Raw genomic sequence first — 12,731 nt, 5'->3', positions numbered from 1 at the left:
CGCTTTAAATAAGCCGTAGCCATTTAACTATAACAGCGGAGGTGTGTTTCGTGTTTTTTATTGATACAGGTTAGCGTGTAATATCTCAATTTTATCATATCGGATAAGATGCCGGAAGTCAAGCGGAAAATATTTCGAAAAAAGGAGTCGATAGTATGAGGTATTCAGAGCTTTCCAGCCTAACAGGTGAGCGTCTGTATAAATGCGCAGTCTGTGGCAACCATTACGGGCAAGGCGGCGTTTGGCACGGAATCGGCCAAGAAATAACAGTTTGCCCCGATGATGAATGTATTCGGTCGATACTACACCTAGCAATTGACGCCCTACTAGACGGGCCTTTTATGGACGATCCGGAGGGGCTAACGAAATACTGGCAGGCGGCTACTACGGACGCTTTAAAGTTTAAGAAGGAGGAAGACGCTACTTAGGCGATAATTGTCGACAATTCAAGAGATTAAAACCTTAAAACATACCGGTCGGAACAAGTTCCTCCCGGAATCAGTCTATTAATAACGGATTCTATCGAATATTAAAGACCTCCGATAATACGGAAATGGCGGTATCTATTATTTTTCGGAGGTTATTAGATATTTTCGAAAGGTTTTTATAAAGTTCGTTCCGTTTGAAGGCGATAGCCTGAAAACGGTATGTTTTAAATGTTTGTAGACAAACAACGTAAACCAACGATAATATCCGGTCTCTATATTACTTTTCGGAGGTTTTAAAAGCGGAGGTTTATGACTGATGAGATATATAAGAACTTGCTAAAAACGCTGTAACCCTTGGTGCTATTGGCTTCAAGGCGCTTTTAGGGGTGGACGTCAATTCAAGGTAATTTGCCGATAATGGGACGTCAATTCAAGGTAATTTTAAAAATCCTAAGGAGATGGTGCGGAATGGCTATCGAAAAACACGATCAAACACGAATTTGGAAGGACTTAAATCCGAAAGTTAGACGCCGGGCAGAGTCGATAATGAGGGACGTTACCTTCAAGGACGGTGTAGCAACATACAACAAAACGGGCGAAGATGTTTCCCATATAGTCGACGTAGGTATTAAGGCAACGGAAAAGCAAGTGCGCAGGCTAAAAGCTGTCGACGAGCTATCGCAGCATGAGATCGAGAACGGAGGATTTATAATCGCGTTCTTTAAACAGCTTAACACGATCGAGCAGCGTTTTCCAACGTTAACTAAGCAAGATACTGCGAGATTACTATTTATCGGAACATTTATCGCGTGGGAAACAAACCGGCTGCAAGCGGAAAACGGGCGCATTATTGACCGTAAAAAGCTCGAAGGATTGGTCGAGATGAGCACGAAGCGATTTAAAGAGTTTTTCAGACGGCTAGAAGATGAAGGAATCATACGCGAAGTAGAAACGGGTGAATTATTCATCAATCCAACGGTATTTTATCGAGGGGAGATGAAGAAACATCCTTATGATATTTCCGATTTTAGATATACGCGCATCTTCAAGGAAACGGTACGAGATTTATATAAGCAATTCAAAGGGCGGACGCTGGCGCAACTATCTGTAATTTATTCCGTTATTCCGTTTTTAAATTTTGATACTAATATCGTAAGTTTTAACCCGGAAGAAACAGACGAGGACCTAATACAACCGATGAACCTTGACGATTTAGCTAAATTATTAGGCTATGTTGATGCGTCCAGTTTAAAGCGGACTTTAAATAGAATTAAAGTCGACGGAAAGCCAGTGTTTGGATTCTTCGAAAATCCGCATGACAGGCGGAAATATAGAATCGTAATTAATCCGCGGGTTATCTTCGCAGGAAATGGTGATTCGTTAAAAGCTGTAAAGGCACTATTCAACTAAAGTAAAACGGAAGGAGTGGTAATGAAATGACGCAGTATAAAGCGATCATTAATATTTTCATGGCGGACAGGCTACTCAAGGCTGGCTTCGTGCCGGTCGAGTTTAAGCCGTCATCTAAAAAGCGAGGGCAGGCCGCCTTTATTTTCGAAGATACGCCGGAATTTAGAAAAGCATTGCGGGAACTATCGCACAAAAACGACTAAGAAGGGGATAACGACTAATGACAACAACCAAAACATCTAAAAATAACAAACTATATGATATTCGAATGAAATACCAACGCGCCGGAGTAACGGATGTCGAGGGACTGAATCACGCTTTGGCTGACTATGAGCCAACAACATACGAGCAAGAGATAATCGGAGACATTTACGATCATATCGCAGAGAATATCGAGCGTGAGCAAATCGCCAGCCGTACGCGCGAAGAATGGGCAGAACTCGAGCGCCAATATGTAGCGAAATCTATCTTTCCGTTATCGGAGTTAGTAGGTTGGTTGCTTGATCGGTACGAAGCAGGGGAAATCACGCGCGCAGAACTTAAAGAAATTCGCTGGACATTCAAACCGTGCAAACATCGTTTTTGTTTGAACTACTTCAAACCGCGCCGCAAGAATCAGGTTTATTGCTCGGAGGATTGCCGGAAACTAGAGGATGCAGCTTTAAAGGACTTCGAACGTACCGGAACGTATTTGCCGCCGACGGCTTATAGTAGCCCGAGAAAAGTAGAGAAGGAAAAGGGTTATCGGGAGCATGAACGTATTTTCGATCCGCATATTTTAACAGAAGTTTTAACTGAAATTGAGGACGCAGGAGGCAAGCGAAATAGGGCGAATGAAGAACGGGCGAAAAGGGCAGAAGAAATCGAAAAAGAAACGAACGAATATTCGGAAAAGCTGCTTCAAAGCGTCGGAGAAACCCCGTTAAATGTAGGAAACGGGACAATTTCCCGTTAATTTTTTAGCGGTGAGAATGAATAAAAGGAGGGTTTATATAATGAACGCTAACAAGGTGAAAGCAATCAGACATTATCTCGGCCTGTCTATGGCGGAGTTTGCCAAGCGGCTCGGTGTTTCGGTCGGCACCGTGTGTATTATCGAACAAGGTGGTCGGGACGTGTCCGATTATGTACGGGCAAAGCTCGCGCGTCTTGAAATGGAGTTAGATGATGATTTTTATTTGTTCATGGAAAAATTTAATCAGAATACCCCATCATAATTATATTTTACCAATTTCGGAGCGTTTGTCAAGCGTTATTTAAAATATCCGATGATGGCGCGGGCCGGAGGGTAAACGATATTTTTCGGAGAGGAGGAACGGAATGGACGGGAACAGCAAGGCGCAGGCACTTGCGGCATACTTACAGGCGCTCGCTATTTTACAGCGGACTGATAAAACGTATGTGCACCGCGAGATCGCCAAAGTTATGCAGGAAATCGAGAAGGAACTTGGACTAAAAACTAACTGAAAACGGAATGGAGAGGAACGGAATGGAAACGAAAAAGAAACTAACTATCTTCGATATTTATTACTTACTAGGACGCATTGACGCCAAAATTGACGCCATGAGAAAAGGCGGTGAGCGCGCATGACTAAGCAAACCGAAACGCGCACATGCCGCCTATGTAACGAAGTCAAGCCGTTGGAGCTATTCGAAAGGGATAGCCGCGTCAGGAGCGGCCGTACTCACCGTTGTCGAGAGTGTAAGTACACACTAGATGATCGAGCAAGTCGGACATTTCGGGGGTTAAAAAGAAGGGCGCAAGAGGACGGAATCCCTTTAGAGGTAACACGCAAAGAGTTACAGGCGCTTTATATGGCTTTCGACGGAGAGTGTATCTACTGCGGAACAAAAGAGGACGAAAACGGGCGCGCTCATCATATCGACCATGTAATACCGGTTAGCGATGGAGGCAGACATCACATTTCGAATCTCGTCTTATCATGCCCTTCTGATAACTCGAGCAAAGGAAACAAGCCGTTAATTGCGTTCTTCTTCGAGAAGAGAGGCGACCAATTTACCGACGAACGGTTCGTGAAACTTGTCCATTATCTCGCGCTTGTAAACGGTCAGCCAGTCGAAGAAATCACTCGAGATTTTACCCAACGATACGCTGAATATGTAATGGAAGAGTTTAGTAGATGGTGCGATAAGGCAGCGGAAAGGTTGGCGGTAAGTTGAGTTATTATTCCAAACCGGAGCAAGAGACGCTTTACCTATACGATGTTGCCGCGGGACATTGGCGGGTTTACTCAACATACCCGCCTCATATTCGGCAGTTAATCGAACGGGCTGCAATTCATCGGACGGAAGTTGACGACGAAGGACGAATTATTGCGGTCGAAGGTATAGCGGACAGAAACCAAGTACGCCTATTCAAGCCTTTAATTTCGAAGGAGTGAGCGAATGTTTTGTGTTTATGAGGAAAAGTCAATCTCGCATCAAACCGAAAGTCATATTCGCCAATTTAGGGAAAGTCGGAATGGCCATCTCGCTCCAATGTTCCGGGACAATCGGGCAATTATCGAAATAGACGCCAACGAGCGCTACATTGTCCGCAATGATTCCGGCGAGGTTTATTTTATCGGGCAGGGCTACGACGAAGCGATAAAGCGGATCGGACATGCGGAGCCAGCAGCCAGTATCGAAGTCATGAAGGACGGCAAGCATTACACCGGCGCCCAATATAAGCAAAAGAACGCGCCGACCCTCTTTCTCGTTGCCTACTCGATTAATACTTCAAACGGTGTACTTTTCGTTGGTATGGACGGTAAAAAGGGCAAACAGCATCTAGGGAGCTGGCAATTTATCGGATACGAAAACGAAGTAGCCGCGGAGATACGCGAAGTTGTCGAGGAAATGGGAGAGCGTGATAATACGGCCATTCGCTATGCCTGGCGCGACATCGAAGAACTGGCCGACTTAAAAGGCGCTGATATTGACGTAGGTAAGCTGGATTTTTCAGCGGTGCGGTCAAGGGCGGCCAAGTTGAAGGCGAGGGCAGCGTACAATGGCGAAAAAGAAGAACCAACAGCTAAGACCGGAACGTGACTTTCATCGACGCAAAAAGCCGAACGGCGCCAGCGGGTGGGAACGGTACATGCTCCAAACAATAAACGAAGCGCCCGAACAGGAGCCGCTAGGCAAACATAAACGATCCTCGGGCGACGCGGCCAAGCGATTAACGGGCGATTCATTATAAAAAAAGGAGACGATAGAATGAGCAATTACGAGGCACTAATCGAACAGGCGGAAGCCAAAGCAGCCAAACTAAAAGAGGAATGGTCGGAAAAGCGGGCACAACTAGAGCGTGAAAAACTAGATACAATGGCGATTATCCGTCGATATGACAGCACGCCCCGTCCATATAGAGACGTTACAGACAGCGAGTACAAGGCGGCTAGGTCCCGTTTAGCACAAATATCAACGCAGATCAGCGAGGGAGATTACGAAGCAAACAAGCCCGTCAATCCGCTAGATTATATGACTAAAGCGGAATTACAGGCGTCACTTAAAGAGCTAACGGATGATGTAAACGGGACGCAGTACGAGGGTCAAAAGATTCCTAAGAAAGATCACCGCAAGCTGGCGGACATCGTGGCGATTCAGACGAGACTACAAGCGATGGAGGACGATAATTAATGTTAAAAGCACTTCGGGAATTTTACGAATGGCAGCAGACGAAAAAGAAATCTTACGAGGAAATGACGAAGCAAGAATCGGAATTAAAAGCGAAGCTGGAAGAACTAGAAAACGAAAGGCTCGGCGCACTTGCCGACGGCGACGAAAAGAAACTCGAAAAAGTCGATAAGGAAATCGTAAGCAGCCGGCGCAAGCTAGAAATTACGGAATATCAGCGCAAAGCCAAAATCATGCATGATCCGCAAGAGTGCTTGCCTTTCGCTGAAAAAATCCGTAAGGAAGCGTTCGAAACCTTCGAAAAGAAACAGAGAGAGGACGAGAAACTTAGGAAGAAAATCGAAGAAACAAAGCGAACATACTTAATGCTATTGACGGATCACCACTCTTTAGTTTCCGAATGTTCTAAATTGCAGAACGAAGTCAACGAAGCGATAAGTCCGCTCGAACTTTCGTTAAAGCGTGAATCAGAGCGACTGCGCGGGCAAGCGCAAGAACTCGACCGTAAGCTATTCGATATGGCCCGGCCCACGGGCGTTCATAATGACGAAGCTATTACCGGTGAAATGTCGAGATTACAGAAAGAAAAAGCGGAAGCAATACGGAAAGCTAACGAAATTGAAGCGCAGACAAAGCCGGTAAAACATTCGGTGCGCCCGCTCCGAGAACACGTATTATCGGGCATAGGAAGTCCTTATTTTATACATGAGGACGAGCAACTAAGCGCGGCGAAAGGCGAGTTAGGTAAATTCGAAATGGCTACGCCGACGAGCGGACAAAGTGAGTTCGGCAAGGACATGGCGAAAAGGAAATAATAAAATGTCGGTGCGCTGGCCCGAATTTTTTGGAAGAAAAATATTAAAAAACTGGAGGAGATATAATGGGTGCAGCATTAGCATTAGATTACGATTATTATAGGATATATTCGAGGGCTACCGTCGGCGGCGGCGCCATTGTTACGTCAACAGCGGCGGGCGGTGCTTTAATCAAATCGACAAGTTCCGGCGGTGCGGTCGTCAAGTCTACGTCTAGTGGTGGAGGCACGAAGGCGACAAGTAGCTCAGGCGGAGGCGTGGCGAAGTCGACGGCAAGCGGCGGGGGTAGTTCGCAGACTAGTTCAAGCGGCGGAGGCGCGACGGAATCTACTAGTAGTAAAACGTTTGCGGCCTTGCACCTTATGACAGGTGTGCCGGAGCTTACTGGGAGCGGAATGGAGTATCACGTTCACGAAGTCGCTTTGTCCGGAAATCATTTTAACCATAGTCATACCGTTAATATACCTTCACATACCCATAGCGTTAGCATACCGTCGCACACGCACAGTTTCGATATTCCGAATCACTCGCATACCGTCAACATACCGAATCACACGCACGAAATAGACATTCCGAGTCACTCGCATCAAATCGATATACCGGATCATCAGCATAATATCTCGATACCTGACCATACACACGGAATCGATTACGGGATTTTTAAAATAAGTCGTATGCCAACGAAAGTAACGATTAAAGTCGATGGTAAGGCGATTCCACATACGGCAACTAGCGGCGATTCGCTCGACTTGATTCCGTACCTGGCGCTAGATTCGGAAAAGCGGGTACAGCGCGGTTGGCATACCGTCGAGATTACGCCTAACGATCTCGGAAGGATTCACGCGCAGTTGATGGTACAGTTTTTCATGCAGAGTCGCGGAGGTGTAAACGCCTAATGTCGCTCGTTTGCGCATATATAACGGAACACTTCATTATAATAAGCGGGGATCATAGACGCGTCCATATTAAAGACAACGAAGTATTTTTCGATGATGCCCATAAGGTATTTTCTATTAATGACCGAGTGATTATCGGATATACGGGCGACTATGATATATCGAAAAAGTTGCGGGAACACCTAGAAAAGCGCGGCTTGAACGACGCAAGTCCTAACGAAGTGGCCCGCCAATGTCGACGCTGGCTGCAACGACGGTCTAAGGTCGATACACAGCAGCGCCTTTTAATCGCAGGGCTAGACGATAAGGGCAAACCGGTCATAATCGAATTAACGCACGATAGTGGGTATGATCCGGTAATAGTGACGGTTGAGCCTGGGCGCATGGACTGGCGCCTAGTCTTCGCTAATACTTGTCCGGAGCCGTTTATCGAGGAAGAACTCGCTAAGATCGACGTACTAAGCCCGGAGGCATGTGCGGAGCTTGCAAAGACGGTAAATGAGCGAGTTGCTGCCGTAGACAGTGACGTTAGTCCGGCGTGCGACGTAGGAGTTTTAATCGTAGGTGCTTAACGGGCTGGCTTCGGCTGGCTCGTCTTTTTTTTATGTCTCTAGGGGCGTTTTTAGCGAATTACCTACCGAAAAACACTTGCATATTATAAGCGGTACGATATACTATAAACAACGTTAGATATTTCCGTGTAAGCTAACGGAGACTATCAACGATTTAAAGTAAAAGACAGACGTATAGTACCGTGAGAAACGTTGATATAGCGCAGTCGTTTATGATATCACAAGCAAGCCGCCAGCGACGATTGAGTGGGAGTAGTAGAAGGAGAGCTGAAACCCCTTTGTTTACAAGGGTTTCGGCTCTTTACTCTATTTTCATTGCATTGTTATTGCATTATTTGTTTTTAAACCTTTACGTAGGTAACGAGCAGTGAATTGATTCTTGGGTGAAGTATCTTCATTTTCTGTTGCTGTTTGGTAAGACATAATACCTTCTAATTTATAGGCTACTTCAAAGTTACTGTTTGGATACAAATGTCCGTAGGTGCCAAGTGTCGTTTCAATATCTTCATGCCCTAGGCGGTCTTTAATGATTAATGGGTTTTCGCCCATACTAATAAGCAAAGAAGCGTGAGAATGTCTTAAAGCATGTAATCTAATTCGATGAACCCCAGCTTTTTTTGAAAAACGTGTAATGGCATTCGCTAACGTATGCTTTTGTGTGGGGATACCATTATAGCTCATTACAAAATTGGTTTGAACGACAGATTGCTGCACGTCCTTCCATTCGCGAAGTAACGTTAATGTATCTCCATCTAATGCAATATGACGAACACTAGCCTTTGTTTTTGGTTCTACAAAAGAATAATTATCCAAATTCTTATAGTAAAGTGTTTTATCGATATATAACAGACCTTTGTCAAAGTCAATATCTTCCCATTGAACCGCAGTGGCTTCTCCAATTCGCATGCCTGTCATAAATAAAAACCACAATGAAATAAATAAAAAATGTTGATAATAATCTTCTTTATAGAAAAGAGAGATGACTTTTTCAAATTCCTCTTTTGTCCAAAAGTCTATTTTTGTCTTTGTTTTCTTCACATTACCTACAATTTTTGATGGATTATTTTCAGCTAACCCTAAAACAACAGCTCGATCCATTGCCATAGAAAACAACCCTTGAACATTTCTAATATAAGAAGAACGATACTTCTTTTTAGATAACGCTAATTGCCATTTTTGAACATGAATCGGGGTAATTTCTGTTGTGATTAAGTTATTAAAAAAAGTGAAATGTTTTCTTACAGTTGGTAATCGATTATCGTACGTTCTTCCTTTTACTTGTGTTTTATACCAAGGTAAGAAAATATCTTCAATAAAATGTTGGAATAAAACGTCATCTTGCTTTTCTTCTAATGCGTCTGACTTTGTAAGCAGTAACCTCGAATATTCTTCCCTTGCTTCTTTTTTTGTCTTAAAACCACTGCGGTACTTCTGAATTTGCTTGCCAGTGATGGGGTGATATCCTAAATTTGCCCTAAAATAATAAGTTCCGTTCTTTGCCTTTTTGACGATATCTTTAGTCATGATTTCACTCCTTACGCAATTAGTGCAAGAAGTACAAATCACACATCTAAAGTTATCCCTAATACTTCCTCTACAGCTTCTTTAGGAACACGATCTAACTTTTTAGATTGATAATACGTATGCCCTTTTGAAATCATTAGTTTTTTACACTCTCTAATGATATCAGCTGAAAAAGAGGGACCATAACCTAGTGCTATCAAGTCTTTTTTAGTGACTGTGAACATATGAACTCCTTTCCATAGACTAGGATATGCTATTTGATATCTGTCTATTATTATATCGCGTCTATAAAACTAATTCTAATACGTTGCGTGAATTTGGCTCTTGCACTAAAATAAAAAGGATTTAATGTCATAACTTGATAGTGATGGTTACTTTAACCTATCTTGCTAAATTGAATATCAAAAATCAGACGGCTGCTGGTGCAGCTCCACGGGAATTTCACCCCTGCAAGTATTTCTTCCAGCCCTACTCATAGCTTGCGACGGTTCAAACGCTCGAACCATGACGATAGGGGAGTATCATTATCCTAACTGATGGGTTATCGCCAGCAATCCACCACGATTACATTAGATTCATAGATTATCGCTCGTTTCTAACGAAAGTCATGGCGTATGAATCAAGTGGCTCATCATCAGTAGAACGTATCTGATTTTTTGCTTATACTGCACGGCGTAATCTTCCGTGCTTTCTTTGTCAAAGAACAAATATATGATTAATGAAAGGGAAAACCTAACCATTCTGTATTCAAATTTTGAAAGCTAAAACAGATTGCATAAGCTTCGTTCGTAAGCGTTCGCGTGTATCTTCATCGATGCCCCAATAAGTGTTTCCTTGTTCATCACGGAGCTTACACATGGATAAACTTGTCATATAGCTTCTATAATGTAGAACAACTACTTTCATTGCTTCTAGCTCACCCTTATTTGCAGCTAAAATGATTGGATACGGCAACAAGCCACGCTCATTTCTTTCCGTATTAGTATTAATCATCCCATTCATCTGCATGTTCCTCCAAAAAACGTCTTAACGGTTTAAAGAACTCGTTCGCCTATACTGTACAGTACTAACGTGGAATGTTGAACAATTGATCAATTTTTACATCAGAAAGATTAAAAAAGTAGTATAGTAGGATGATAGTACGCTTCTCAACTGGCAAGCTATGCATCGCTTTTGCAAGAAGTGTAGGAGTAATTCTCTTACCAGCTACTTGAAGTCCTTCTATTTCTTCTCCCTTTTAGTGTTTGTCTAAGGTATAGAGCTGTTTTTCTTCTAGCGGTGTTAAATTTGAAAATGTTATCTCCGTTTCTGCCTTTCTTTGTATATGTTGATTGCTTCATTTTTCAGTACTCGCTTACAAAAAGCGTTAAATGCACAACGCACCTGCCGTTCGGTACCATACACTCAACTCTCTTCGAAACTGCAAAGATGGGTGATGATTTCCCCTTTCATTACCTTCAACAAGTTTTTTTGTAAAATGCCAAAAATCAGAGAAAAATTTTTAAAAAAACAATAACACGAGTTAATTTCATAATCCCGAGCCCTTGGGGCTCAAGGCTTTCAAGACGTAAAAAATAGGCACCTCCCCAAATCCTGTATAATGTAAGTTACCACACAAACATAACAGACTGGAGAGATGCCCTATGTCCATTATACGTCAACCAAGCCTATTTGACATGCATGAATTATATGAGTTGGAACCTACCCACCACTTTGAGGCTGTTTTTTCGACAATCGATCTGAATCCTTTTTGGAATCTTTTCGATAAACCAAAAAAAGTAGGTGCCCCAAGAGAACTGAATTATGGTGCCATGGTCTATTCACTTATCGCTCGTGTGGTGGAGCGTATCGTGACAATCAAGGACCTAATCAAACGGTTAAAACGTGACCCGGTTTTTCGATATGACTGTGGGTTTCTTCACTCGGACCAAATTCCATCTGAAGCCTCCTATTCAAGGATGATTACTGTCATCAGCGAACCAAATGTGATGACACATATCCATGATGAACTGATTCTACTTGCCATCAACGAGGGGCATATCAGCGATGAAAACATCGCCTTCGATGCCACGCATTTTGAGGCAAGAGATCGTGCGCAAGCCTCCAAAAAGAAAGAAAAGCAGACACCGAAAAAGCGCGGACGCAAGCCGAAGGTGGAACGAGAGCAATGGTTAAAGGAAAAACAGGCTGCCGAAAACGCACGCCCGATTTATGAGAAAGAGATTGTTCACCAGCTATCCGAATCAGTGGAAACGTTGTATAAAGAAGCTCCCATCGAACCAAAATGGGGAATCAAGAAAAACAGTGATGGGAAAAATACCTTCTGGTTTGGTTATAAAGGACATTTAGCCGTCAGCACAAAGAGTCAATACATTCTAACGGTTATAATGACGTCAGGAAATCTCAATGATGGGAAGGCAGCCATCCCATTATTGAAGAAAATTGATCGGGATCTTCCAGCTTTATTTACCGCCTGTCTTTTCGATGCAGGTTATGATTATGAGCCCATATATCAGCAATTAATCAATCAGAATCTACAGGCTGTCATCCCATATAACCAGCGCAATGAAAGGGAAGTAGTTGGATACGATGAACATTTCGCACCTACATGCGTCCGGGAACATTCTTATCGTTACGACAGCTTCGACCAGAAGTACAAGACACTGAAATACACACGTCCAAAAGAATGTACAGTTTGCCCATTGCGACTCGATTCCCTTTGTCAAATGACCTTTAAGATCAGGCAATCGACGGATATCCGCAAGTACACACATCCGGCTAGAGGTTCGAAAAAGTGGAATGAACTTTACAAGGAACGCACAGCTGTTGAACGGGTTAATGCGTACTTAAAGGAATTCTTTGGACTCAATAATGTCCGTCATCGGACCGGTAAGAAAGCCAGGCTTCACTTCCAATTGGTGACGCTTGTTTACAATGCCTCAAAATTAGCCGCAGACCGGATCAGACTAGAAATGGAGCAACATTCGTTAAAAACAGCGTGATTAAATCGCAATACCTTTTTAAAAAAACATTAAAAAACATCGTAGGGTAACTCAATCCATTTTCAAAAACGTCAATTATGAAATCGATTCACACAACTGAATATTAACAGTTGGGTAGAATCATTTTTAATATTTAATATAAAGGACCAAAAGAAGAAATACTTTAAATGTCAAACTCTATTTTATTACAATTCCATAAAAACTGATCGAACAAAATAATGAATAATACAAAAATAAAGTTTTTTAAAGTCATTTCTTATCTGTTAAACGTAATTAAACATGAAAGGTCCAGCTAAATAAAATAGTAAGAACATAAAAAGGGAGGCTTGGGAACATGTTAGACAAAACATAGATCAAGGAGTTGTAGTAGAAGCTAATTGCGATGTCTCGTAAATCCAAACAGTCCAAGGGCTAGAACGAAGGCATAAAAAAATTTTCCCCCAAC

The 12,731-nt window shown here is 42.9% G+C and carries 16 protein-coding genes and 1 pseudogene; 14 read left to right on the top strand and 3 right to left on the bottom strand.

What is annotated here, in order from left to right; translation table 11 throughout:
- Window positions 1-896: 896 nt before the first annotated feature.
- The 13 genes and pseudogenes from AB1L08_RS19485 to AB1L08_RS19425 form a co-directional block, all read left to right on the top strand.
- Entirely contained in the window at window positions 897-1,838 is a 942-nt protein-coding gene (locus tag AB1L08_RS19485) for a hypothetical protein (protein WP_413066297.1), read from the top strand.
- A gap of 26 nt (window positions 1,839-1,864) precedes the next feature.
- Entirely contained in the window at window positions 1,865-2,041 is a 177-nt protein-coding gene (locus AB1L08_RS19480; RefSeq protein ID WP_340083814.1) for a hypothetical protein, read from the top strand.
- Window positions 2,042-2,058: 17 nt separating this feature from the next.
- On the top strand, window positions 2,059-2,793 hold the full coding sequence (locus tag AB1L08_RS19475) for a hypothetical protein (protein WP_413066296.1): 735 nt from the start codon (window positions 2,059-2,061) through the stop codon (window positions 2,791-2,793).
- Window positions 2,794-2,833: 40 nt separating this feature from the next.
- Window positions 2,834-3,055 carry a helix-turn-helix domain-containing protein gene (locus AB1L08_RS19470; protein ID WP_413066295.1) on the top strand — a complete coding sequence of 74 codons (222 nt, stop codon included), beginning with the start codon at window positions 2,834-2,836 and terminating at the stop codon, window positions 3,053-3,055.
- A gap of 103 nt (window positions 3,056-3,158) precedes the next feature.
- On the top strand, window positions 3,159-3,305 hold the full coding sequence (locus tag AB1L08_RS19465) for a hypothetical protein (protein WP_212966419.1): 147 nt from the start codon (window positions 3,159-3,161) through the stop codon (window positions 3,303-3,305).
- Between the two features lie 120 nt (window positions 3,306-3,425).
- On the top strand, window positions 3,426-4,019 hold the full coding sequence (locus tag AB1L08_RS19460) for an HNH endonuclease signature motif containing protein (protein ID WP_413066294.1): 594 nt from the start codon (window positions 3,426-3,428) through the stop codon (window positions 4,017-4,019).
- On the top strand, window positions 4,016-4,240 hold the full coding sequence (locus AB1L08_RS19455; RefSeq protein WP_144461148.1) for a hypothetical protein: 225 nt from the start codon (window positions 4,016-4,018) through the stop codon (window positions 4,238-4,240). Before AB1L08_RS19460 ends, AB1L08_RS19455 begins: the two co-directional genes overlap by 4 nt.
- Window positions 4,241-4,244: 4 nt before the next feature.
- Window positions 4,245-4,889, top strand: a complete 645-nt coding sequence (locus AB1L08_RS19450) for a hypothetical protein (protein WP_413066293.1) — start codon at window positions 4,245-4,247, stop codon at window positions 4,887-4,889.
- 168 nt (window positions 4,890-5,057) lie between these two features.
- Window positions 5,058-5,480, top strand: coding sequence for a hypothetical protein (locus tag AB1L08_RS19445; RefSeq protein WP_413066292.1), 423 nt, complete (start codon window positions 5,058-5,060; stop codon window positions 5,478-5,480).
- Window positions 5,480-6,292, top strand: coding sequence for a hypothetical protein (locus tag AB1L08_RS19440; protein WP_413066291.1), 813 nt, complete (start codon window positions 5,480-5,482; stop codon window positions 6,290-6,292). Before AB1L08_RS19445 ends, AB1L08_RS19440 begins: the two co-directional genes overlap by 1 nt.
- 65 nt (window positions 6,293-6,357) lie before the next feature.
- Window positions 6,358-7,188 (top strand): hypothetical protein, encoded by an 831-nt coding sequence (locus AB1L08_RS19435; RefSeq protein WP_413066290.1) that lies wholly within the window; start codon window positions 6,358-6,360, stop codon window positions 7,186-7,188.
- On the top strand, window positions 7,188-7,760 hold the full coding sequence (locus tag AB1L08_RS19430; RefSeq protein WP_413066289.1) for an Ntn hydrolase family protein: 573 nt from the start codon (window positions 7,188-7,190) through the stop codon (window positions 7,758-7,760). The genes AB1L08_RS19435 and AB1L08_RS19430 overlap by 1 nt, the downstream gene beginning before the upstream one ends.
- A gap of 202 nt (window positions 7,761-7,962) precedes the next feature.
- A pseudogene (locus AB1L08_RS19425) lies at window positions 7,963-8,016 on the top strand (GMP synthase (glutamine-hydrolyzing)); the annotation flags it as partial.
- Window positions 8,017-8,072: 56 nt separating this feature from the next.
- Here the strand turns inward: AB1L08_RS19425 and AB1L08_RS19420 are convergent.
- The 3 genes from AB1L08_RS19420 to AB1L08_RS19410 all read right to left on the bottom strand — a co-directional run bounded on the left by AB1L08_RS19420 (window position 8,073) and on the right by AB1L08_RS19410 (window position 10,286).
- A complete protein-coding gene (locus AB1L08_RS19420; protein WP_158322910.1) occupies window positions 8,073-9,284 on the bottom strand; it encodes a tyrosine-type recombinase/integrase in 1,212 nt (403 codons plus the stop codon).
- Between the two features lie 38 nt (window positions 9,285-9,322).
- Window positions 9,323-9,508, bottom strand: coding sequence for a DUF3173 domain-containing protein (locus tag AB1L08_RS19415; RefSeq protein ID WP_413066288.1), 186 nt, complete (start codon window positions 9,506-9,508; stop codon window positions 9,323-9,325).
- Window positions 9,509-10,031: 523 nt separating this feature from the next.
- Complete coding sequence (locus AB1L08_RS19410; RefSeq protein WP_095314275.1) at window positions 10,032-10,286, bottom strand: helix-turn-helix domain-containing protein; 255 nt, start codon at window positions 10,284-10,286, stop codon at window positions 10,032-10,034.
- Window positions 10,287-10,927: 641 nt separating this feature from the next.
- Here AB1L08_RS19410 and AB1L08_RS19400 point away from each other — a divergent pair.
- A complete protein-coding gene (locus AB1L08_RS19400) occupies window positions 10,928-12,286 on the top strand; it encodes a transposase (protein WP_326168735.1) in 1,359 nt (452 codons plus the stop codon).
- The last annotated feature ends 445 nt before the right edge of the window (window positions 12,287-12,731 follow it).

The sequence above is a fragment of the Siminovitchia jepli genome (genome assembly GCF_047228825.1).
GTDB lineage: Bacteria > Bacillota > Bacilli > Bacillales > Bacillaceae_C > Siminovitchia.
The sequence above is the reverse complement of the archived record's forward strand: the minus strand, read 5'-3'. Positions and strand labels throughout refer to the sequence as shown.

Bases quoted from the DNA above. Each gene is read 5' to 3' on its own strand.
- AB1L08_RS19485 (WP_413066297.1), top strand. From the start codon at position 897: ATGGCTATCGAAAAACACGATCAAACACGAATTTGGAAGGACTTAAAT.
- AB1L08_RS19480 (WP_340083814.1), top strand. From the start codon at position 1,865: ATGACGCAGTATAAAGCGATCATTAATATTTTCATGGCGGACAGGCTA.
- AB1L08_RS19475 (WP_413066296.1), top strand. From the start codon at position 2,059: ATGACAACAACCAAAACATCTAAAAATAACAAACTATATGATATTCGA.
- AB1L08_RS19470 (WP_413066295.1), top strand. From the start codon at position 2,834: ATGAACGCTAACAAGGTGAAAGCAATCAGACATTATCTCGGCCTGTCT.
- AB1L08_RS19465 (WP_212966419.1), top strand. From the start codon at position 3,159: ATGGACGGGAACAGCAAGGCGCAGGCACTTGCGGCATACTTACAGGCG.
- AB1L08_RS19460 (WP_413066294.1), top strand. From the start codon at position 3,426: ATGACTAAGCAAACCGAAACGCGCACATGCCGCCTATGTAACGAAGTC.
- AB1L08_RS19450 (WP_413066293.1), top strand. From the start codon at position 4,245: ATGTTTTGTGTTTATGAGGAAAAGTCAATCTCGCATCAAACCGAAAGT.
- AB1L08_RS19445 (WP_413066292.1), top strand. From the start codon at position 5,058: ATGAGCAATTACGAGGCACTAATCGAACAGGCGGAAGCCAAAGCAGCC.
- AB1L08_RS19440 (WP_413066291.1), top strand. From the start codon at position 5,480: ATGTTAAAAGCACTTCGGGAATTTTACGAATGGCAGCAGACGAAAAAG.
- AB1L08_RS19435 (WP_413066290.1), top strand. From the start codon at position 6,358: ATGGGTGCAGCATTAGCATTAGATTACGATTATTATAGGATATATTCG.
- AB1L08_RS19430 (WP_413066289.1), top strand. From the start codon at position 7,188: ATGTCGCTCGTTTGCGCATATATAACGGAACACTTCATTATAATAAGC.
- AB1L08_RS19420 (WP_158322910.1), bottom strand. From the start codon at position 9,284: ATGACTAAAGATATCGTCAAAAAGGCAAAGAACGGAACTTATTATTTT.
- AB1L08_RS19415 (WP_413066288.1), bottom strand. From the start codon at position 9,508: ATGTTCACAGTCACTAAAAAAGACTTGATAGCACTAGGTTATGGTCCC.
- AB1L08_RS19410 (WP_095314275.1), bottom strand. From the start codon at position 10,286: ATGAATGGGATGATTAATACTAATACGGAAAGAAATGAGCGTGGCTTG.
- AB1L08_RS19400 (WP_326168735.1), top strand. From the start codon at position 10,928: ATGTCCATTATACGTCAACCAAGCCTATTTGACATGCATGAATTATAT.